At 65.5% G+C, this 19,406-nt stretch carries 20 protein-coding genes and 1 pseudogene; 12 read left to right on the top strand and 9 right to left on the bottom strand.

Annotation, left to right across the window (positions count from 1 at the left end; genetic code table 11):
• Window positions 1-35: 35 nt before the first annotated feature.
• Window positions 36-992 (bottom strand): LysR substrate-binding domain-containing protein, encoded by a 957-nt coding sequence (locus QZM15_RS29505; protein ID WP_302107789.1) that lies wholly within the window; start codon window positions 990-992, stop codon window positions 36-38.
• Window positions 993-1,155: 163 nt separating this feature from the next.
• Between QZM15_RS29505 and gtdA the strand changes: the two genes are divergently transcribed.
• The 6 genes from gtdA to QZM15_RS29475 all read left to right on the top strand — a co-directional run bounded on the left by gtdA (window position 1,156) and on the right by QZM15_RS29475 (window position 6,420).
• Window positions 1,156-2,199 carry a gentisate 1,2-dioxygenase gene (gene gtdA / locus QZM15_RS29500; protein WP_302107788.1) on the top strand — a complete coding sequence of 348 codons (1,044 nt, stop codon included), beginning with the start codon at window positions 1,156-1,158 and terminating at the stop codon, window positions 2,197-2,199.
• 87 nt (window positions 2,200-2,286) lie between these two features.
• The gene (locus QZM15_RS29495; RefSeq protein ID WP_302107787.1) at window positions 2,287-2,985 is read left to right on the top strand and encodes a fumarylacetoacetate hydrolase family protein; all 699 of its coding nucleotides are present in this window, start codon (window positions 2,287-2,289) and stop codon (window positions 2,983-2,985) included.
• A 34-nt stretch (window positions 2,986-3,019) separates the two neighbouring features.
• Complete coding sequence (maiA, locus tag QZM15_RS29490) at window positions 3,020-3,661, top strand: maleylacetoacetate isomerase (protein WP_226291398.1); 642 nt, start codon at window positions 3,020-3,022, stop codon at window positions 3,659-3,661.
• A gap of 8 nt (window positions 3,662-3,669) precedes the next feature.
• On the top strand, window positions 3,670-3,963 hold the full coding sequence (locus QZM15_RS29485) for a GMC oxidoreductase (protein ID WP_226291397.1): 294 nt from the start codon (window positions 3,670-3,672) through the stop codon (window positions 3,961-3,963).
• A 10-nt stretch (window positions 3,964-3,973) separates the two neighbouring features.
• On the top strand, window positions 3,974-5,431 hold the full coding sequence (locus QZM15_RS29480; RefSeq protein WP_302107786.1) for an aldehyde dehydrogenase family protein: 1,458 nt from the start codon (window positions 3,974-3,976) through the stop codon (window positions 5,429-5,431).
• A complete protein-coding gene (locus tag QZM15_RS29475; RefSeq protein WP_226291395.1) occupies window positions 5,428-6,420 on the top strand; it encodes an amidohydrolase family protein in 993 nt (330 codons plus the stop codon). Before QZM15_RS29480 ends, QZM15_RS29475 begins: the two co-directional genes overlap by 4 nt.
• A gap of 476 nt (window positions 6,421-6,896) precedes the next feature.
• Here the strand turns inward: QZM15_RS29475 and QZM15_RS29470 are convergent, their stop codons facing one another.
• The 3 genes from QZM15_RS29470 to QZM15_RS29460 all read right to left on the bottom strand — a co-directional run bounded on the left by QZM15_RS29470 (window position 6,897) and on the right by QZM15_RS29460 (window position 10,239).
• Entirely contained in the window at window positions 6,897-8,213 is a 1,317-nt protein-coding gene (locus QZM15_RS29470; protein ID WP_302107808.1) for an aspartate aminotransferase family protein, read from the bottom strand.
• Window positions 8,214-8,332: 119 nt separating this feature from the next.
• Window positions 8,333-9,574, bottom strand: coding sequence for a phosphotransferase (locus tag QZM15_RS29465; protein ID WP_302107785.1), 1,242 nt, complete (start codon window positions 9,572-9,574; stop codon window positions 8,333-8,335).
• Entirely contained in the window at window positions 9,571-10,239 is a 669-nt protein-coding gene (locus QZM15_RS29460; protein WP_060314546.1) for a haloacid dehalogenase type II, read from the bottom strand. The genes QZM15_RS29465 and QZM15_RS29460 overlap by 4 nt, the downstream gene beginning before the upstream one ends.
• A gap of 344 nt (window positions 10,240-10,583) precedes the next feature.
• Here QZM15_RS29460 and QZM15_RS29455 point away from each other — a divergent pair, with 344 nt between their 5' ends.
• Entirely contained in the window at window positions 10,584-11,075 is a 492-nt protein-coding gene (locus tag QZM15_RS29455; RefSeq protein WP_059578837.1) for an Lrp/AsnC family transcriptional regulator, read from the top strand.
• Window positions 11,076-11,250: 175 nt separating this feature from the next.
• On the opposite strand, the gene QZM15_RS29450 is transcribed toward QZM15_RS29455, so the two are convergent.
• Together QZM15_RS29450 and QZM15_RS29445 are read right to left on the bottom strand one after the other, a co-directional pair.
• Window positions 11,251-11,529, bottom strand: coding sequence for a hypothetical protein (locus tag QZM15_RS29450; protein ID WP_302107784.1), 279 nt, complete (start codon window positions 11,527-11,529; stop codon window positions 11,251-11,253).
• A complete protein-coding gene (locus QZM15_RS29445) occupies window positions 11,523-11,846 on the bottom strand; it encodes a hypothetical protein (protein WP_302107783.1) in 324 nt (107 codons plus the stop codon). The genes QZM15_RS29450 and QZM15_RS29445 overlap by 7 nt, the downstream gene beginning before the upstream one ends.
• A gap of 444 nt (window positions 11,847-12,290) precedes the next feature.
• On the opposite strand from QZM15_RS29445, the gene groES reads away from it, so the two are divergent.
• The 3 genes from groES to QZM15_RS29430 all read left to right on the top strand — a co-directional run bounded on the left by groES (window position 12,291) and on the right by QZM15_RS29430 (window position 14,715).
• Entirely contained in the window at window positions 12,291-12,608 is a 318-nt protein-coding gene (gene groES / locus QZM15_RS29440) for a co-chaperone GroES (RefSeq protein ID WP_034209415.1), read from the top strand.
• Between the two features lie 80 nt (window positions 12,609-12,688).
• Window positions 12,689-14,311 carry a chaperonin GroEL gene (groL, locus tag QZM15_RS29435; RefSeq protein ID WP_060967312.1) on the top strand — a complete coding sequence of 541 codons (1,623 nt, stop codon included), beginning with the start codon at window positions 12,689-12,691 and terminating at the stop codon, window positions 14,309-14,311.
• Window positions 14,312-14,427: 116 nt separating this feature from the next.
• Window positions 14,428-14,715, top strand: coding sequence for a hypothetical protein (locus QZM15_RS29430; protein ID WP_059644964.1), 288 nt, complete (start codon window positions 14,428-14,430; stop codon window positions 14,713-14,715).
• 110 nt (window positions 14,716-14,825) lie between these two features.
• Here the strand turns inward: QZM15_RS29430 and QZM15_RS29425 are convergent, their stop codons facing one another.
• Window positions 14,826-15,731: a manganese catalase family protein gene (locus QZM15_RS29425; RefSeq protein ID WP_059578827.1), complete on the bottom strand. Its 906-nt coding sequence runs from the start codon at window positions 15,729-15,731 to the stop codon at window positions 14,826-14,828.
• A 480-nt stretch (window positions 15,732-16,211) separates the two neighbouring features.
• Between QZM15_RS29425 and QZM15_RS29420 the strand changes: the two genes are divergently transcribed.
• Window positions 16,212-17,519 carry an Nramp family divalent metal transporter gene (locus QZM15_RS29420; protein ID WP_226226156.1) on the top strand — a complete coding sequence of 436 codons (1,308 nt, stop codon included), beginning with the start codon at window positions 16,212-16,214 and terminating at the stop codon, window positions 17,517-17,519.
• 114 nt (window positions 17,520-17,633) lie between these two features.
• Here the strand turns inward: QZM15_RS29420 and QZM15_RS29415 are convergent, their stop codons facing one another.
• On the bottom strand, window positions 17,634-17,915 hold the full coding sequence (locus QZM15_RS29415) for a hypothetical protein (protein ID WP_124659412.1): 282 nt from the start codon (window positions 17,913-17,915) through the stop codon (window positions 17,634-17,636).
• A gap of 327 nt (window positions 17,916-18,242) precedes the next feature.
• Window positions 18,243-18,878 carry a TetR/AcrR family transcriptional regulator gene (locus QZM15_RS29410; protein ID WP_226226155.1) on the bottom strand — a complete coding sequence of 212 codons (636 nt, stop codon included), beginning with the start codon at window positions 18,876-18,878 and terminating at the stop codon, window positions 18,243-18,245.
• Between the two features lie 415 nt (window positions 18,879-19,293).
• Between QZM15_RS29410 and QZM15_RS29405 the strand changes: the two are divergent.
• A pseudogene (locus QZM15_RS29405) lies at window positions 19,294-19,406 on the top strand (sel1 repeat family protein); the annotation flags it as partial.

The raw sequence follows: 19,406 nt of genomic DNA, 5'->3' as shown, positions 1-19,406 counted from the left end.
CCCCTGTGGCGTATCGTGCCGGTCTCCCGATACGGTCAGGCTGCCGGTTTTTCAACCTTGGCCCTCCCCGCGACGATCGGGCCTTCAGGGCTGCACAATCGCAAGCAATCAAGCGCGGTCGAGACGGCCAGACGGTTTGCGCTATCCGGGTGCCAGTACATCGACACCGCACCCTGGCCTTCGAGCTGCATCGGCAGGATGCGGATCGCGTTCAGTTGCGCGAAGCGCTGCGCAGCACGGTGCGATGCAACGCCTAGCAGGTCGGTATTGTTCAGCAGCGTGATGTTGAGGATCGACGAATTCGATTCGACGCAGTGCGGCGGCCGCACGCGACCGGCGGCCGTCAGCGCGGTCTCCAGCGCATTGTGCACGGGCGTGCCCGACGGCCACACGATCCACGAATAGGCGAGCACGTCGTCCCAGCCAACCGACGCCGCATCGGCGAGCGCATGGCCGGGCCTAGCGACGAACACGACGGGATCGACATAGAGCGCCTCGGCATGCAGCAGTGGATCGACGGAACTCGACCCCGAGCGGCCCACGACGATATCCAGTTCACTGCGTGCGAGCTGCGGCATCAGCTGGTTCATCGTGCTTTCGGTCATCCGCACCTGCGCGCGCGGCATCCGTTTCAGCAACTGCGACACCGCAAGCGGCACCGTGTCGGCTGCCGCGACGCCCGACGTGCCGATCGTCACGAGGCCGCTGCCGCCCTCGCGCAATGCAGCCATGTCGTCGCGCGCGACGTCGAGCTGCGCTTCGACGCGGCGCGCATGCTCGATCAGCGCTTCGCCGTACGCCGTCGGCCGCAGGCCGCGCGCATGCCGTTCGAACAGCGGCAGCCCGACATCCTCTTCCAGTTCCTTCAGCCATTTCGACAGCGCCGGTTGCGTGGTCGCGAGCGCGACCGCCGACTGGCTCAGATTGCCGGTGCCGGCAAGGCTCAACAGTATCTGCAGATGCCGCAGCCGCAGCCGGTGGGTCCAGTCCATTGCATGCCTCGTTGCGAGAAGGTATATCCAGGAATATATGGATCAGATGATTTGACCATTTTACCGGGTATGTCTGCGTCGAATATAAATCTGCTAACGGACTGCAGCACGGTCCCCACCCGACATTGCGCCGACGCCGATCGGCCGCCCCGAAGGAGACATCATGACGACCCATCCGGACGCGACGCGCGCCGCTTACTACGCTCGGATCTCCGAGCAGCGCCTGGCGCCGCTGTGGGAATCGCTGCACAACCTCGTGCCGACCTCGCCGCATCCGGCGGCGCAGGCCGCGATCTGGAAGTATGCGCAGATACGCGACCTCGTGATGCAGGCCGGCAGCGTGATCAGCGCGGAGGAAGCGGTGCGCCGCGTGCTGGTGCTGGAGAACCCGGGACTGCCGGGCAAGTCGAGCATGACGCCGAACCTGTACGCAGGATTGCAATTGATCCTGCCGGGCGAGATCGCGCCGAGCCACCGTCATACGCAGTCGGCGCTGCGTTTCATCGTCGAGGGGCGCGGCGCGTGGACGGCCGTGAACGGCGAGCGCACGACGATGCATCCGGGCGACTTCATCATCACGCCGTCGTGGGCGTGGCACGACCACGGCAATCCGTCGACGGAAGACGGCGGCGAGCCGGTCGTGTGGCTCGACGGGCTCGACATCCCGTTGCTCGCGAACCTCGACGCCGGTTTCGCGGAGAACTCTCCGGAAGCCGTGCAACCGGTGAATCGGCCGGAAGGCGACAGCTTCGCGCGCTTCGGCCACAACATGGTGCCGGTGCGGCATCGCGTGAGCGACCCGACGTCGCCGATGTTCAGCTATCCGTATGCGCGCAGCCGCGAGGCGCTCGACGCGCTGTACCGGAACGGCGAACTCGATGCGTGGGACGGCGTGAAGCTGCGCTACGTGAACCCCGCGACGGGCGGCTGGCCGATGCCGACCATCGCTACCTTCATGCAGTTCCTGCCCGCCGGCTTCGACGGCCGCCCGTACCGCAGCACCGACGCGACGATCTATTGCGTCGTGGAGGGCAGCGGCACCGCCTTGATCGGCGAGCAGGCATTCGCGTTCGCGCCGCACGACATCTTCGTCGCGCCGTCGTGGGCGCCGGTGCGGCTGTCGGCGTCGCGCGACAGCGTGCTGTTCAGCTATTCCGACCGGCCGGTGCTGTCCGCGCTGAATCTGCTGCGCGAAGCGCGCGACTGACGCCGGCTGCTTTCGACGATCCGTTTTCCGTGCGCCGCCGAGGTCGCGGCGCGCGCCCCTTCATTCATGCCCACACTGGAGCCGTTCATGACTTTCGTATTCCCGCCCGAAGCGCCGGTGGCGCTGCCCGTCGCCGGCAGCGACGCCCGATTCGCGGTACGCCGCGTCTATTGCGTCGGCCGCAACTACGCGGCCCATGCACGCGAAATGGGCTTCGATCCCGATCGCGAGCCGCCGTTCTTCTTCTGCAAGCCGGCCGATTCGATCGTGCCGGTGGCGTACGGCGACACGCTCGAGCTCGCCTATCCGTCGCAGACCCGGAACTATCACTACGAAGCCGAACTCGTCGCGGTGATCGGCAAGAGCGGCTCGGACATTCCGCTCGAGCACGCACTCGACCACGTGTGGGGTTACGCGGTCGGCCTCGACATGACGCGCCGCGACCTGCAGATGAAGATGCGCGAGATGGGCCGGCCTTGGGAAATCGGCAAGGCGTTCGATCGTTCGGCGCCGATCGGGCCAGTGCATCCCGCGAGCGACGTCGGTCATGTCGAGCAGGGCGGCCTGTGGCTGACCGTCAACGGCGCGACCAGGCAGAAGAGCGACGTGTCGCACCTGATCTGGTCGGTCGCGGAGACGGTGGCCGACCTGTCGAAGTTCTTCCGCCTCGAACCGGGCGACGTGATCTTTACGGGCACGCCCGAAGGCGTTGGCGCGGTGGTCGCGGGCGACGTGATGAAGGTCGGCGTCGAGCGTCTCGGCGAACTGACCGTGCGCGTGGTCTGACGCGCGTTCGTCGATTTCCTCGAAAGGTCACATCGTGCAACTGCATAGCTTCTTCAATAGTTCGACCTCCTACCGGGTGCGCATCGCGCTTGCGCTCAAAGGGTTGCCGTACGACACGTTGCCCGTGAACATCCGCTCCGGCGAGCATCGCGACGCCGATTACGTCGCGCGGGTGAACCCGTCGGCCGCGGTGCCGGCGCTGACCGACGGCGATTTCCGTCTCGGCCAGTCGCTCGCGATCCTCGATTACCTCGACCAGATCCGGCCGACGCCTCGGCTGATTCCGCTCGAACCGCGACGCCGCGCGCGCGTGCTGGAACTGGCGGCGCTGATTGCCTGCGACATCCATCCAGTCAACAACCTGCGCGTGCTGCGCTATCTCGACAGCGAACTGCACGTCACGCCGCAGCAGAAGACAGCGTGGTATCGGCACTGGATCGCGGAAGGGATGGCCGGCGTCGAGCGGCTGCTGGCCCGCGCGGACGAGGGCCCGTGGTGCTTCGGCGATACGCCGACGCTGGCCGACGTGTGCCTGGTGCCGCAGGTCGCGAACGCGTTGCGGATGAATTGCGACCTGAGCGCGTATCCGCGCTGCCTCGCGGTAGTCGAGCACGCGCGGCACGAGCCGGCGTTCGAGGCCGCGCAACCCCATCGGCAACCGGATTACATCGTGTAACACGAATCATGAGCCAGACAAAAGACAACGGCCGGCGCGTGCAGGTGAGCGGCGGTGGCATCGGCGGGCTCGCGGCGAACGTACTCAACGCGCTCGACGCGCTGGGGACACCCATCGCGCAACGTCGACAGCGACGATGGGTCGGACGGCGGACTCACGCGGTCGCCCACCTCAAATGCCGCGCCCACGGGATTTCCGACTTGCGTGTCGTCGACGGGCCCGCCTTTGCCGCCGCTGTTTCCACTCCGACCGACATCACCACCATCGCGACGGCGGAGCACATCGCCCATCGCTTCCCCTGAAAGGATTCTCATGACCAACATCACGCAAGCCCTGCACTGGATCGACGGCGCATGGCTGGATACATCCCGTCATAGCGATTCCGTCGACCCCGCGACCGGCGCCGTCATCGGCCAATACGCGGACGGCGGCGAAACCGAAGCGCGTGCGGCCGTCGATGCGGCGGTCCGCGCGTTTGACGGCACGCCCTGGAAGCGCGACGCCGCACTGCGCGCCAGGGCGCTCGAAGAACTCGCAACGGCGTTCGAACGCCACACCGACGAACTGATCGAACAGCTCGCGCTCGAAAACGGAAAAATCAAGCCGGAGGCGCGCTTCGAGGTCACGATGGTGCCGTCGAAGCTGCGTTACTACGCGGCGCTGACGCTGGCGGAACGCGGACACAGCGGCACCCCGAAACCGGACGTCGTGTCGATCGTGCTGCGCGAGCCGATGGGCGTAGCCGGCATCATCGTGCCGTGGAATTCGCCGGTCGTGTTGACGGTGCGCTCGCTCGCACCCGCCCTCGCCGCCGGCGCGACGACGGTCATCAAGATGCCCGGCCAGACCGCGCAAACCAACTCCCTCGTCGCGAGGGTGATCTCCGAGGCAGCGTCACTGCCTCCTGGCGTAGTCAATCTGTTCAATGAATCGGGCGCCGATGGCGCGAAGTTCCTTGTCGCGTCGCCCGACGTGCCGGTCATCAGCTTTACCGGATCGACGGCCACCGGTCGCGCGATCTCGGCCGTCGGCGCGCAGCGCCTCAAGCGCTTCGGACTCGAACTCGGCGGCAAGACACCGCATGTCGTGTTCGATGACGTTGATCTCGACGCCGCACTGCCAGTGCTGGAGAAATCGCTGACCGTGTTCGCCGGGCAGTTTTGCATGACCGGCTCGCGGCTGCTCGTGCAGCGCAGCGTGGCCAACACGTTGCGCGCGCGTCTGGCTGAACGGCTGAATGCCGTGCGCGTCGGCCCCGCCGCCGATCCGCTCAGCGACATGGGACCACTGATCGACAAGGCAAACGTCGAGCGTGTGAATCACGCCGTCGAACAGGCAATCGCGGCCGGCGCAAAGGTCGTGCTGCGAGGCGGCCCCGTCACCGAAGGCGCCCTCGCCGCGGGCGCGTTCTACCGCCCGACCTTGCTCGAAGTCGACGATCCGAAGCTCGACATCGTGCAAAAGGAAACCTTCGGTCCGGTCATGACGATGCAGGTGTTCGACACGGAGGCGGAAGCGATCGCCCTCGCGAACGACAGCGAATATGGCCTGGCTGCCGCGGTGTGGACACGCGACGTGCAGCGTTCGGTTCGCGTCGCCCGCGCGTTGCAGGCCGGGACGGTATGGATCAACGACTGGGCCAAGGTTTACGACGAATTCGAGGAGGGCGGCTACCGCCAGTCCGGCCTCGGACGCCTCAATGGCGCCGCAGCCATCGACGATTTTATCGAATACAAGCACATCACGCTCAACACTGGAGTTTCACAATGAAGGACAAAATCGTTCTTGAAGAACATCTGACCACCGAGTTCAACAACGGCCTGTGGGATGCATCAGGCGAAGCCGCGCGTAACGGCAAGGCCTACATGGAAGACGTCGATGCGCGGTTGTTGGACGCGGACCGGCGCATCGACGAAATGGACCGCAGCGGAATCGACATCGCCATCCTGTCGCTAACGTCTCCCGGCGCGCAAGCGATCCTCGACCCGCTGAAGGCGGTCGATTTCGCGAAACGGACCAACGACGAGATCGCCGAGCATTTCACGTCTCGCCACCCGCAGCGACTGCAAGCGTTCGCGACCGTCGCGCTCCAGTCGCCGCGCGCGGCGGCCGATGAACTGGAGCGCGCGGTAAAGGATCTCGGCATGAAGGGCGCGCTGATTAACGGCTATACCAACATCGGTAACGCCGACACTGCGCAGTATCTCGACGAACCGCCTGTCTGGGAGTTCTGGGAGCGCGTTGCTGCGCTCGACGTGCCGGTCTACCTGCATCCGCGCGAACCTCTGCCGAGTCAGCAGCGCATTTACGCCGGTTACGCGTCGCTGGTGGGGTCCGCTTGGGGTTTCGCGCACGAAACCGCCACGCATGCGATCCGGCTCATGCTCAGCGGGCTGTTCGACCGCTATCCACGCCTGACCGTGATCCTGGGCCATCTCGGCGAAGGTCTGCCGCTGATGCTGCCGCGTCTCGAGCATCGACTGGCCATGCAGCGCAATGGTACCGGGCTGGGGAATGCGTTACGACCGGTGAGCGAATACTTCAGCGACAACTTCTACATCACGACGAGCGGACATTTCCATACAAAGGGCCTGCTGAACACGATCAGCGAAATCGGCGTCGATCGCGTGCTGTTCTCAGCCGACTATCCGTACGAAAGCATGGAAACCGCTTCCGAATGGTTCGATAACGCGCTGGTTAGCGAAAACGATCGCACCAAGATTGGCCGCACGAATGCAGTGCGCTTGTTCGGGCTGTAACGGCCGTACGCGCCCACCGAGAAGTCGGCACCTCCATCCCCAGGCAACCATCGGGGCATCTCGCACTACGCCCCGACGGCCCGACCTACGGGCTCGGTCAATCTCGACACCGGCAGGGCACGTATTCGTCGGCTTTCTTCGGCATGATCTGCACAGGGTGAAAGACGAACCGAACCTCGCCCTCCCACATCTGGATCTCATCCCCGACTGCCAGAAGTGGGGCAACCAGGGCGAAGGTCGCCTCGGGGTGAAACGGACAGAGCATGCCGCTTGAGGACCTCGTTGGCGATACGCACCCGACCGTACGTCTTGGGGGCCACCGCGGAAAGCCTTGCGGGCATTGGGTGGCAGCACGGCCACGATTCAAAGTTAAATGAATCGTGATGTTTGGCCGGCGGGGGCGGCCAGACGGGCGCCTGAGCGATTTCATGCGCCGCCCGGAGCGGCCCCCTGCATCGAGTGCCGAATACGACCGACTACAGCGCGGAGAGCACCGCGTCCAGCTCCGTCAGCAGACGGTCGGCGTCGTTGGCGCCAAATACCAGCGGCGGCCGGATCTTCAGCACGCTCGCGTCCGGTCCGGTTGCCGAAATCAGCACGCGACGCTGGCGCAAGCCATTGACGATCTCCAGTGCGGTCGCGATGTCGGTGTCCTTTTTCGTGCGGTCGCGTACGATTTCGACGCCGAAATACAGGCCCGTGCCGCGCACGTCGCCGATACATTCGTATTTCCGTGCCAGCGCGTTCAACCCCTCCAGCAGGATTGCACCGACCCGCTGCACGTTGTCCAGCAACCGTTCGTCGCGCAGCACGTCGAGCGTGGCCTGCGCGGCGGCGATGGCCACCGAATTGCCGCCGAACGTGTTGAAGTAGCGCATGTCCTGGCCGAATCCCGCGACGATCTCGGGGCGCACCACCAGCCCGGCCACCGGATAGCCGTTGCCCATCGGTTTGCCCAGCGTGACGATGTCGGGCTCGACCGCGTGACGCTCGTGCCCCCACATATGCGTACCGCTGCGCCCGAAACCCGACTGCACCTCGTCCGCGATGAACAGGCCGCCCGCGCGGCGTACGACTTCGGCCACCGGCGCCAGCACGTCGGTCGGGTACGCGAATACGCCATCCGACGAGAAGAACGAGTCGGCGATGAACGCTGCCAGACCGCCGCCGTGGCGGCGGATGTCCTCGATCTGCAACGCGACTTGCTCGGCCATGCGCCGGCCGATCTCGGGCAGCGGCACACGGTAGGAATCCGGAGCAGGCACCGTTCGCACATAGGGGCCGAGCAGCGCCTTGCGACCCAGCGACGGCGAAAAGCCCGAGGTGAGATGCGAGTTGCCGTGATACGCCTCGCTGGTCACGATGACGCCCGTCTTGCCGGTGTAGTGCATCGCGATGCGCATGGCCAGGTCGTTGGCTTCGGAGCCCGTGCAGGTGAACATCATCTGGCCGTCGCGAATCGACGTATTGAACGTCGCGCGCAGGGCCTCGGCGTAGTCGAGGATCGGCTCCTGCATGTAGCGGGTATGCGTGCAGAGCGTCGAGAGCTGACGGGCAATGGCGTCGACGATGCGCGGATTGGCATGCCCGACGCAGACGACGTTGTTGTAGGCATCGAGATAGTCGTTGCCTCGATCGTCGTACAGATAGACCTTCTCGCCGCGCACGATCTTCACCGGCTCGGCGTAGAACAGTCGATACGACGGGCTGAGCAGCCGCAGCCGGCGAGCGATGTGCGCGTGCGTGGCGGCGTCGAGGTGGGAGATCGCCGACGGATTGAAGCCGTTCGGCATGTCGCCGCGCAGCGCGTCGGGGGCTTTGCTCGTATCGGCGGCTTCGGCCGGCGTGGTCGGTGTCGATGTCGTGTTCATAGGTCGATGAGGGCGGGTGAGGTGAGCGGGCGAAGGAAAAACTAGAGCAACGCACGCGAAACGGTTTCGTGGTCGCGCTGCATGAACCAGCGCAGATGCTCCCATCCGGGACGAGTGAAACGCAGGATGTACGCTTCGTTTTCCGGAAACAGCATCGCACGCCATGAAGTGAGCAGCGCGCGCGCCGCGACGCGCGCCATGGCCAGGTGTGGAATCAAGGCCAGTTCTTCGGCACTCAGCTGAGCATGCACGAGATAGCCACGCAGAAGCTCGCGCGCCTGAATGAACAGGTCGTGCGGGGCGTCGGCGTCGAAGTCGAGCGGAAACTGGTTCATGACCGCGGTGGCGACGTCGATGGCGACCGCGGTGTGCACGGTGTCGCCGAAGTCGATGATCCCGTTGACGAATTGCGGGCCGCCCGGGTTTGCGACGATGTTCGAGCGGTTAAAGTCGTTATGTACGACCTGCGTGCGACAACCCCGAAGGGCAGGCTCGATCATCGCGAAGCGGGCGAATGCCTGCTCGATCAGCGAGCGGTGCAACGGGTCGGCGATATGGGTTTGCAGCCCTTTCAGGCTCGACAAGTGCTTGACGTCCCACGCCAGTACCCGATGCTCGTTTGGATGACGGAAACTGGCGAGCGCCCGTTGCAACTGCGCCAGCACTTCACCGATCTCGTAATGATCGACCGTGTCGGCATGCAGCTTGTCGAGCGGCATGCCCTCGAGGTAGCTGTAGAGCCTCGCCGTTCGATGCGGATGGGCCGGTAACGCGAGCGGGACGACAAGCTGCCCCGCCGTACCGGGTATCACGCGCGGCACCGGCAACCGCGGCGCGACCGCGCCGACGTGCCGCATCGCGGCGACCTGCAAATCCAGCTCTTCGACTGTCTCGCCCGGATTGGAGACCTTCAGTACGTACCGCGCGCCGTCGCGGGCATCGATGCGAAAGGTGTCGTCCTTCTCGGTCGAGAACCGTGTGGCCGATCCGTCGATGCCATAAATGCGGCGTGTGATCGCGACCGCGTCCGATTCGTCCAGACGGGTGAAGCCCACCGACAGGCCGCTGCCCGGCAGTGTGTCGGCGGCAGCCGAAGCAGCGCGGTGCGTGCCGCCGGAAGCAGGGGACGTGGACAACGGCGGCTCCGTGCGAGAGAAGTGGACGACACTGGTGCGGGACATTTTTGACGAGCGATCGGCCTGGGGAACGGCATCATTGAAAACGTGCGAGGCGAGCCCGCGGCAACCGTCGGAGACGGCGCCGGGGCGGTGCGACTTGCTCACAGGCCGAGATGCTCGGCCAGTTCGATGATGCTTTTGACGGGCGTGTAACCGTATTCCGGCGCTTCCGGCTCATGGCCGCGCAGCACATGGGCCTTGTGGACGATACCGAGGTCGTGCGCGGTCATCAGGTCGTAGCGCGGGCTGGACGAGACATGCAGGATTTCGTGAGGCTGTACGTCGAGCTTCCTGAACATGTATTCGAATCCTTGCATTCGCGGTTTGTAAGCGCCGGCGTCTTCCGCCGTGATGACCGCATGAAACGGCGCCCCGAGCTTCTCGATGTTGCTCATGATCTGCGAGTTGTCCGCGTTGCTCAGACCGACCAGCCTGTATTTCTTCGCGAGGCGCGCGAGCCCTTCGGGCACGTCCGGATGCGGTCCCCAGGATGGCACGGCCAGATAGAACTGCTCGGCCTCCCGTTCGACGAAGGCGACGCCGGTGCGCTCGCACGTGCGGCGCACCGAATTGACGACGACGTCGCGAAACGGTTTCCACGCGCCGAGCACTTCGTCGCGACGATAGGCGGCGAACAGCTTGACGAAGTTTTCCATGGCGTCGCCGTGCAGACGATCACCATAGATTTCCCGAGCCGTGTCGGCCATTCGGAAGTTGACGAGGGTGCCGTAGCAATCGAAAGTTATGAACTTCGGCTCGAAGTCGATCATGTCGTCAATCTCGATGAGTGGCGAATCCCCATGAGGAATTCTTGAGTGAAGAGGATTGCCGCGAGCCGCTTCGGGCAAGCGTCGGTGGCAACGTCGATACGTGAAATTTAAACGGGGGCGACTGCGCTATTCAGCCGAATTGCGCGGCGAGAAAAACAAGATTCCACGCGTTTTCGACGCGATCGACGGCAGCTTCTGCGGTGTGAAACGGCGCGCTGCCGGGTGCCGGGGACAGAACGCAAGATCGTAATTTCGTCATGCCGGCCGGTCGGCTACTATCCGTCTTGGCGCGAGTGCGAAGGCACTCGTCCGGAGGCACCCGACTGAACGAACGCAGGGCGGAGATGAAAGCGGATTGCACACTTGACCGGCTGGACTTGCGCATTCTGGCCGAGTTGCAGGATCACGGTCGCATGACCAACGTCGAGCTGGCCGACGCCGTCGGGCTTTCGCCCAGCCCGTGCCTGACGCGCATCAAGCGGCTCGAGAACGCGGGATTCATTACGGGCTACGGCGCAACGGTGCGGATCGAGAAGATCGGCGCGTTTCAGATCGTGTTTGCCAAGATCACCCTCACCGACCATCGTCGCGAAGACTTCGTGCGTTTTATCGACGCCATCAGCGACATCGACGAGATCATGGAGTGCCATCACGCGACGGGCGGCTACGATTATCTGCTCAAGTTCGTCACACGCGACATCGACCACTTCCGCGACCTGATGGAAGGGCTGGTGAAACGCGATATCGGTATCGAAAAGTATTTCAGCTACGTGATCATTGCGTCGCCGATCGTAAAGAGCGGCTTTCGTCTGGACGCGATCTCTGCCGCGGAGTGAAGCAAGCGGTGCACGATCCGTGGCTGAACTGAACGGCAGCGCGGGTTTGCTTCGAGCGAAGTAGCGTGGGGGCGGCCGGTTGCCGGATCGCGTGCCGCTCGTGTCGAGCGGCACGTGTCGACCGGAACCGCGTTCGGGCGCTGCCATGCTACCCGTCCGCCATCCAGGCACCGCATCATCCGGCCTCGTCCGATAGTGCGACAGGCGTTTCGCCTTGACCGCCGCGCTGCGCGGTAGGCCCGTGGCCCTGGCGCGAATGGATGTCGGCCCCGAGCGCGTGGAGAATCGATCGGCCTTTCTTCGTCAGATACGCGCGTCGGCGGCCGGGGGCGCCGTGCTCGAGCATGACGAGTTGCCGTTCGAGCAACGCATCGAGTTCGGCGCGATTCATGTCGAGCTGATCCGGCGCCTGGCACACCAGCATCAGCGTCGCGAATTCGTGCGGGCTCAACATGGTCGCCCCCCGTCGCGCGCGGAGCCGCCCCCGGCGAGCGTGACGCGGAAAAACGAAACAGGGTGCAGCAGGCGTCCGGGCGCGGCGACCCGACGGCGCGGCGGCTTCGGCCGGCCGATCGCGGCGGGTTGGCCCGCGCCGCGCAACACGAATGGCTTGCGTGTCAAACGTATCCGGGCGCCGGTCGGCGCGAAGCGACCGGTGCCGTTGCGCGCTATCCGCAGGCCGGCCGGCAGACCCGTGACGACGCGGGCGGCGCGTCGTGGTCGGCGGCCGGCCCCCGGCAGCCGATCGAAGATGAAGAAAGGATCGTTCATGATTCGCTCCCGGTTGGACCCCGCACGGAGGACGAACCGGACCACGCGCTCCAGTTCGTCGATCCGCGAGCGGTCTCGCTGACAAACAAATCGAAACACGCAGCGCGTAAGCCGCGGCTGCTTGAGCGATACCAAAATAGGACGGGACGCGCGGATTTCAAGCGTCGTCGCGCGACGATTCGCGTGGCCCGGAGCGCCGACCGTCGACGCCGTGTCGACGCTCGTGACGGGGGCGTCGCGGGAACCCCGACCGTTGCGCGAACGTCGCTTTCGCCATGAAACATTTTGTTACATATGCGCATTCATCGCCCTCTTGAAGCGCGCTTCCCACGCCACTATTTCGCTTTTCGCCAAACGACGGCACGCCGGCGCAGCGCAGCCTTTGCGCGTGCGGGCGCCGGCGGATTCCCTTTTCCAGGTGATCTCATCGCTCAGGAGATGAAAATGCAGATTCGTCCCCTCTACGACCGGGTTATCGTCAAGCGAATCGAACAGCAGCGGACGACGGCCTCGGGCATCGTGATTCCCGATTCGGCCGCCGAACGGCCCGAGCAGGGTGAAGTGATTGCGGTCGGCAGCGGCAGGCTGCTCCAGGACGGCTCGCAGCGCCCGCTGCAGCTCCAGGTCGGCGACCAGGTTCTCTTCGGCAAGTACGCAGGCCAGACCGTGAAGGTGAACGGCGAGGAACTGCTCGTGATGCGCGAAGAGGACGTCATGGGCGTACTCGAACCCGAATCGCAGGCCGCCAGGAAAGCGGCCTGAATGCCGATTCGACCGCGTCGCACGGGTGTCTGCCCGATGCGCGCGGCATCCCGTTCAACGACTGTATCCGGAGCAAGAAAATGAGTGCAAAAGACGTGAAATTCCGCGACGGCGCCCGCCAGCAGATCGTCAAGGGCGTGAACGTGCTGGCCGACGCGGTGAAGGTGACGCTGGGCCCGAAGGGCCGCAACGTCGTGATCGAACGCGGCTTCGGCGCGCCCGTGATTACGAAGGACGGCGTGTCGGTCGCGAAGGAAATCGAGCTGAAGGACCGCTTCGAGAACATGGGCGCGCAGATCGTCAAGCAGGTCGCGTCCAAGACGGCCGACGTGGCCGGCGACGGGACGACCACCGCCACCGTGCTCGCGCAGGCGATCGTGCAGGAAGGCATGAAGCACGTCGCGGCCGGCATGAACCCGATGGATCTGAAACGCGGCATCGACAAGGCCGTCGGCGCGGTGCTCGACGAGTTGCGCAAGCTGTCGCGGCCGATTTCGACCCACAAGGAAATCGCGCAGGTCGGCGCGATTTCCGCGAACTCCGACGACGCGATCGGCAAGATCATCGCCGATGCGATGGAGAAAGTCGGCAAGGACGGCGTGATCACCGTCGAGGACGGCAAGTCGCTGGAGAACGAACTCGACGTGGTCGAAGGCATGCAGTTCGATCGCGGCTACGTGAGCCCGTATTTCATCAACGACCCGGCGAAGCAGGCGGCCTATCTCGACGACGCGCTGATTCTGCTGCACGACAAGAAGATCTCCAGCGTCCGCGACCTCCTGCCGATCCTCGAAGCGGCGTCCAAGGCCGGCAAGCCGCTGCTGATCGTGGCCGAGGATGTCGAGGCCGAAGCGCTCGCGACGCTCGTCGTGAATTCGATGCGCGGCATCCTGAAGGTCGCCGCCGTCAAGGCGCCCGGTTTCGGCGACCGACGCAAGGCGATGCTCGAGGATCTCGCGATCCTGACCGGTGCGACGGTGATCTCGGAGGAAACCGGCAAGCAGCTCGACAAGGCCACGCTCGAGGATCTTGGCAGTGCGAAGCGTGTCGAGGTGCGCAAGGACGATACGATCATCATCGACGGCGCGGGCGATGCGGCGCGCATCGAGGCGCGCGTGAAGTCGATTCGCGTGCAGATCGACGAAGCGACGAGCGACTACGATCGCGAGAAGCTGCAGGAGCGCGTCGCGAAGCTCGCGGGCGGCGTGGCGGTGATCAAGGTCGGCGCGGTCACCGAGGTCGAGATGAAGGAGAAGAAGGATCGCGTCGACGATGCGCTGCATGCGACGCGCGCCGCGGTCGAGGAGGGCATCGTGCCGGGCGGCGGCGTCGCGCTGCTGCGCGCGCGTGCGGCGCTGTCGGACATCCGCGGCGCGAATGCGGACCAGGACGCCGGCATCCGGATCGTGCTGCGCGCGCTGGAGGCGCCGCTGCGCGTCATCGCGGCCAATGCGGGCGACGAACCGTCGGTCGTGATCTCGAAGGTGCTCGAGGGCAAGGGGAACTTCGGCTACAACGCGGCGACCGGCGAGTACGGCGATCTGGTCGAGGCAGGCGTGGTCGATCCGACCAAGGTCACGCGTACCGCGCTGCAGAACGCCGCGTCGATCGCGAGCCTCGTGCTGACGACCGATGCGACCGTCGCGCAAGCACCGAAAGAGGACAGCGCCGAGCCGGCCTCCGCGCCCGAACTCGGCTACTGACCTGCGTCGCAGGCCCGCCAGCGATGGTCGAACAGCCGCTGGCCGGAGCGGCTTTTGCCGGCGCGCGCGACAGCGGGGGCGCGTCGCGCCGTTTTTTCATGTTTGCGAGACCGACGATGAAGCTCGAACTTTCGATCGATTCCAGGCCGCTGAACGTCGAGATCGACGACGTGATCGCGGGCCTGCTCGCCGCGCGGCTCGGCCTGCCTCCGGACGGCGACCATCGCGGCGCGATCGGCCGCTACCTCGGCGACGCGGCGGGGCCGTGGACGCTCGACGACGACCATATGCGCAAGCGTGTGATGCGCCGCCTGATTCTCGACATCGCCGATCCGACGCTGGTCATCCAGTATCTGATGGCGGACCAGGGCGACCAGAGCCGGTCGGGCGAAACGGGTGCGTGATGCGCGCCGAACGCGCCCGCCCGCCCGTTCGGCGAGGCGTCGGGCGCGCCGTTGTTCCTGCCGCTTCGCCGGCGCGTCGGCGTCCTCGTCGTACGGCCGGACACATCCGTTCAGGCACTGTCCGGCTTGCCCGGCTTGCGGCCCTGAGGAGCCGGCTGCCCCGCGCCGAGCTCGGCGCCCGTCACCGGGTCGCTGTCCGGATCGGACGCGAGCCGCTGCGCCATCGCCTCGATGGCCTCCGCTTGCTGCGCGTCGAGCATGCCCTCGGCAATTCCGCTGCCGCCGTCGACCGCCGGTTCCGCGGGACGGATTTCCAGTTCGCCGCCGTGGTTCCACGGGCCGACCAGCGGCGCGGCATCCGGCTGCATCCGGAAGTACACGTGATCGTACGGCGCCTTCGGCGGCAGCTTGCCCGGCGGGAAATTCGCGGTGATCGCATACAGCGCCTTCTCGAACGACATCTGGTGCGACACCTCGCGTGTCATCAGGAAGCCCAGCGCGTCGCGAATGTCCGGATCGTCGGTCACGTTGATCAGCCGCTCGTAGATGATCTTCGCGCGTGCTTCGGCCGCGATGTTCGAGCGCAGGTCGGCCGTCGGTTCGCCGATCGTGTCGATGTACGCGGCCGACCATGGCACGCCGCCCGAATTGGTCAGCGGCGCGCCCGCGCCGTACAGCACCTGCGTCACGTGGCTGTCGTTGCCCGCGCCGTGCAGCTTGCGGTACAGCTCTGCCTGTTCGTCGACCGCTTCGGCGAGTTCGCCCTTGGCGCCGCGGTTCAGCATCGCGGCCATCGAGCCGATCACTTCGAGGTGGCTCAGCTCCTCGGTCGCGATGTCGAGCAGCATGTCCTTGCGGCCCGGGTCTTCCTCGGTGATCGCTTGCGTGAAATAACGCATCGCGGCGGCGAGTTCGCCCTGCGGGCCGCCGAACTGCTCGAGCAGCAGATTGGCGAGGCCGGGGTTCGGCGCGCCGACGCGCACCGTGTACTGAAGCCGTGTGTTGTGGATGAACATGGCATCTCCGTGGAAAGGGATTGTGCGGGATTCGCGGTGTCGAAACAGCACGAACCGATCCCGCGGGCTGGCCGACGATCCCGGGCATGCGCGATGCTGGCCGCTGCCGGCTACGGTGGACGTGGTGTTGTCGCGAATGCCGAGGCGTGGGTTGTACAACGTGAATGCATCGAGCCAGCCGGCAATGGCGGCGCGGCGCGGGTGGCGTCTGGCGCCGCGGGCGAACGGTTCGGGAGGGCCGACTTCTCGCGGCGAAGTGGCCGGTTGCCGCCGCAAGCGCGCGGCATGCGCAAGAGCGGAAGCAGTGGTGACGCGAGCGCATCGTTGTGACCTGCAATCGTCGTTGCGGGATTTTCAAACGGTTGTCATTTCGGCCGCATGGGCCATGCCATGCCGGCGCGGATGCGGCGCGGCGTGTCGGCGGCGGGCGGGGCGAACCGCGTCGGCGGCGCGCGATGCCGGTTTCGTAAAGGAGTGCAGATGGCCACGCTCGACAGGAACGCGGCGACGGAGCGCACCGCGGCGGACATGCGCGCGGTTTTTGCCGGCCGGCGACGCGGGCCGCTGGCGGCGCTGCCGTTCGCTGGACCGGCGATCGTCGCGTCGGTCGCCTATATGGATCCTGGCAATTTCGCGACGAACATCCGGGCCGGCGCGCAATTCGGTTACGCGCTGCTCTGGGTCGTGCTGATGGCGAACGGCATCGCGATGTTGTTCCAGTCGTTGTCGGCGAAGCTCGGCATCGTCACCGGCAGCAATCTCGCCGAACTGTGCCGCGTGCATTTCCCGCGGCCGGTGGTCTTCGGCATGTGGGTCGCGAGCGAGCTGGCCGCGATGGCCACCGAGCTGGCCGAATTCCTCGGCGGCGCGATCGCGCTGTCGTTGCTGTTCGGCCTGCCGACCTTCGCCGGGATGTTCGTGATGGCGCTCGCGACCTACGGCATCCTGCTGGCCGACCGGAACGGGTTCCGGCCGATGGAAATCGCGGTGGGCGCATTCGTCGGCGTGACCGGTCTTTGCTATCTCGCGGAACTGTTCATCGCGCCGGTCGACTGGGCCGAAGTCGGGCGCCATATCGTCGTGCCGGAATGGCCGCGCGGCGAGGCGTTGACGGTATCGGTCGGCATCGTCGGCGCGACGATCATGCCGCATGCGCTGTATCTGCACTCCGGGCTCACGCAGCGACGCGCGTCGGGGCTCGACCACGCGCAGCGCCGGATGATGGTGCGTTTCTCGAACCGGGAAGTGCTCGTCGCGCTGTCCGCCGCCGGCGCGATCAACATGGCCATGATCGTGATGGCGAGCGCGGCGTTTCACGCCGGCCATCGCGATGTCGCGCAGATCGAATCGGCGTACCGGATGCTCACGCCGTTGCTCGGCCAGGCGGCGGCGGCCTGCTTCCTCGTATCGCTGATGAGCGCCGGCATCTCGAGTTCCGTCGTCGGCACGATGGCCGGGCAGATGATCATGCAGGGCTTCGTGGGGTTCCGGATTCCGGTCTGGCTGCGCAGGCTGGTCACGATGGCGCCCGCGTTCGTCGTCGTCGGGATGGGCGTCGATTCGATGCAGGCGCTCGTGATCAGCCAGGTCGTGCTGTCCGTCGTATTGCCGGTGCCGATGCTCGCGCTGGTTTACTTCTGCAGCCGCCGTGACGTCATGGGCGCCTTTGCGAGCGGACGCATCGCGCGCCGCGCGGCGCTCGGCGCGACTGCCGTCGTCGTCGGGCTGAACGCCGTTTTGCTGGCGCAGCCGATCGGCGCAATGGTTTCGCGATTGGGCGGCAACTGAATGGCCGGGTGCGTCAGCGCCCCGACGGACATGGCGGCCCGTGTTTCGCGCGATGCCGCGCGTGCCGAAGGACGACAGGCGCGCGGGCCGGCTGGCGCTGGCCGGCGTGCGGGGTCATCGCGCTTTCAGCATTTCGTCGGCGAGCCGATAGGCGCTCACCGCGCGCTTCGATTCGTAGTCGGCGATCGTCGACACGTTGCGCCCGGCATCGCGCGACAGCAATCCTTGCAGTGCGGCGGCCGCGAAGAAATCGCGCAGTTCCGGCATCGCGGATTTCGGCTCGGGCGGCGGGGCTTCGACGAGCGGCCCCGCTTTCCAGAACACGGGCGACGGCGTGGCTGCCTTGGAGACGGCGGCGGTTTGCTTGATGCTCACATCCTGGGAAAACGGCGTCATTTCTTCCCCTTCGATCACGTATCCGTTGGCGAAACAGCGTAACGTCCCCGACTGCATGAGCGAGCATCGTCTCGTGTTGTTTTTGAGCGGTACTAACTGCTTGATCGACGCGAATATTCGCTGGTAATACGGTATTCGTCAAAGAAAATAAATTGGATCCGGGTGGCCGGCGTGCGAGCACGATTCGTTCCCGCTCGCCGCGGAAGGGGGCAGCGCGTCTCGCGAACCACGGTGGAGGGTATGTCGGTGGGAATGACGTTCCGGTGAAACGAAAGCGGGCGACGGGTCGATGCGGGGCCGGAGTGCGAACGCGCAGCCGCTTGGCCGTTATTGTTCGGGCCGCCCGCCGCTCGTGAGGCCGTTCGGATCCCGCTGCCGGACTTCGGCGGGCGAGCCGGCCGTGTGCATCGCCTGTTCGAGAAGGGCGTGCGCGGCCTGCCACGCGCGGCCGGCCGCCGCGGAATCGTTGAACGCCCGGGCTTCGACGGTGGCGCCGTCCAGCAGCATCATGAAGACGGTCGCGAGCCGGTTTGCCGTTTCGGGCGGCACGAGCGCGGCGATCAGTTCTCCGATCCATTCAATCATCTTGCGGCGATAGCGAATCGCGACGTCCGAGATCGGCGCGTAAGCGGTGCCGAATTCGGCCAGCGCCCGCTCGAACAGGCAGCCGGCGAATTCGGGCGTCCTGAACCACGCCGCGTACCAGTCGAAGATGGTCTTGACGCGTTCGACCGGATCGACGACGTGCTGCAACTGCGAGTCGATGCTGCCGACGATCAGGTCGTAGCGCTGGACCAGCACTTCGCGGATGAGCTCGTCCTTGCTCGCGAAATGCCGGTACAGCGTCATGCGGGCGACACCGGAATCGTCGATGATCCAGTCGACGCCCACCGGGTGGAATCCGTGCCTCGAGAACAGTTCGGTCGCTTTGTCTACCACCAGCTGGCGTTTGTTGGCTCGCACGAACGGCTTCCTCCTCGATGTTTCAGCAGCATAGACCGATTATTCTAGCATCATGCTGCTCGATGAAATCGCCTCCGGCTCCTGTCCGACGGTACTTCCGGCTCGGCATGCTTCACGCGGCAAACGTGTTATCGAGTCGTCTTGACTATTGGATAGACCGATATGTATCATTTGAACCGAGTGAGCCGTGGTCGATATTGCGTGGATTGAAGAGAAGGAACCGGGGTGGATTTCCGTTTGCGCTTTCCGCCCGATCCCACGCTGCAACGATGCGTCAAGCCGAAAAGAGAACCTGAGAGAGCCTTGGCACGGGGCCCGCGGACGATCTTCACCGCGCCCCGCACCGGCCGGGGGCATGCTCGCGGGGCGAGCGCGCAAAGCAATACGGCGCCAATAAAACTTGAGGATAGTACCCATGTATCGCCGTTTACTCGCACCGGGGCTGCTGTTGCTGTTGGCCGCCTGCGCGCAGGATCCGTCCATCACCAGCAGCACGGTACGGATCTGCGACGACACGGGGTGTTCCGA

Origin of the sequence: Burkholderia sp. AU44665, assembly GCF_030504405.1 — a bacterium.
Taxonomy (GTDB): Bacteria; Pseudomonadota; Gammaproteobacteria; order Burkholderiales; family Burkholderiaceae; genus Burkholderia; species Burkholderia semiarida.
This window is presented reverse-complemented; position numbering and strand designations above follow the sequence as displayed.

What these genes read in the sequence shown, in the direction of transcription:
- QZM15_RS29505 (WP_302107789.1), bottom strand. Translation starts at nt 992, where the DNA reads ATGGACTGGACCCACCGGCTGCGGCTGCGGCATCTGCAGATACTGTTG.
- QZM15_RS29480 (WP_302107786.1), top strand. Translation starts at nt 3,974, where the DNA reads ATGACCAACATCACGCAAGCCCTGCACTGGATCGACGGCGCATGGCTG.
- QZM15_RS29425 (WP_059578827.1), bottom strand. Translation starts at nt 15,731, where the DNA reads ATGTTCATCCACAACACACGGCTTCAGTACACGGTGCGCGTCGGCGCG.
- gtdA (WP_302107788.1), top strand. Translation starts at nt 1,156, where the DNA reads ATGACGACCCATCCGGACGCGACGCGCGCCGCTTACTACGCTCGGATC.
- QZM15_RS29420 (WP_226226156.1), top strand. Translation starts at nt 16,212, where the DNA reads ATGGCCACGCTCGACAGGAACGCGGCGACGGAGCGCACCGCGGCGGAC.
- QZM15_RS29455 (WP_059578837.1), top strand. Translation starts at nt 10,584, where the DNA reads ATGAAAGCGGATTGCACACTTGACCGGCTGGACTTGCGCATTCTGGCC.
- QZM15_RS29450 (WP_302107784.1), bottom strand. Translation starts at nt 11,529, where the DNA reads ATGTTGAGCCCGCACGAATTCGCGACGCTGATGCTGGTGTGCCAGGCG.
- groES (WP_034209415.1), top strand. Translation starts at nt 12,291, where the DNA reads ATGCAGATTCGTCCCCTCTACGACCGGGTTATCGTCAAGCGAATCGAA.
- QZM15_RS29485 (WP_226291397.1), top strand. Translation starts at nt 3,670, where the DNA reads ATGAGCCAGACAAAAGACAACGGCCGGCGCGTGCAGGTGAGCGGCGGT.
- QZM15_RS29495 (WP_302107787.1), top strand. Translation starts at nt 2,287, where the DNA reads ATGACTTTCGTATTCCCGCCCGAAGCGCCGGTGGCGCTGCCCGTCGCC.
- QZM15_RS29415 (WP_124659412.1), bottom strand. Translation starts at nt 17,915, where the DNA reads ATGACGCCGTTTTCCCAGGATGTGAGCATCAAGCAAACCGCCGCCGTC.
- QZM15_RS29430 (WP_059644964.1), top strand. Translation starts at nt 14,428, where the DNA reads ATGAAGCTCGAACTTTCGATCGATTCCAGGCCGCTGAACGTCGAGATC.
- groL (WP_060967312.1), top strand. Translation starts at nt 12,689, where the DNA reads ATGAGTGCAAAAGACGTGAAATTCCGCGACGGCGCCCGCCAGCAGATC.
- QZM15_RS29470 (WP_302107808.1), bottom strand. Translation starts at nt 8,213, where the DNA reads ATGCCGAACGGCTTCAATCCGTCGGCGATCTCCCACCTCGACGCCGCC.
- QZM15_RS29460 (WP_060314546.1), bottom strand. Translation starts at nt 10,239, where the DNA reads ATGATCGACTTCGAGCCGAAGTTCATAACTTTCGATTGCTACGGCACC.
- QZM15_RS29475 (WP_226291395.1), top strand. Translation starts at nt 5,428, where the DNA reads ATGAAGGACAAAATCGTTCTTGAAGAACATCTGACCACCGAGTTCAAC.
- QZM15_RS29445 (WP_302107783.1), bottom strand. Translation starts at nt 11,846, where the DNA reads ATGAACGATCCTTTCTTCATCTTCGATCGGCTGCCGGGGGCCGGCCGC.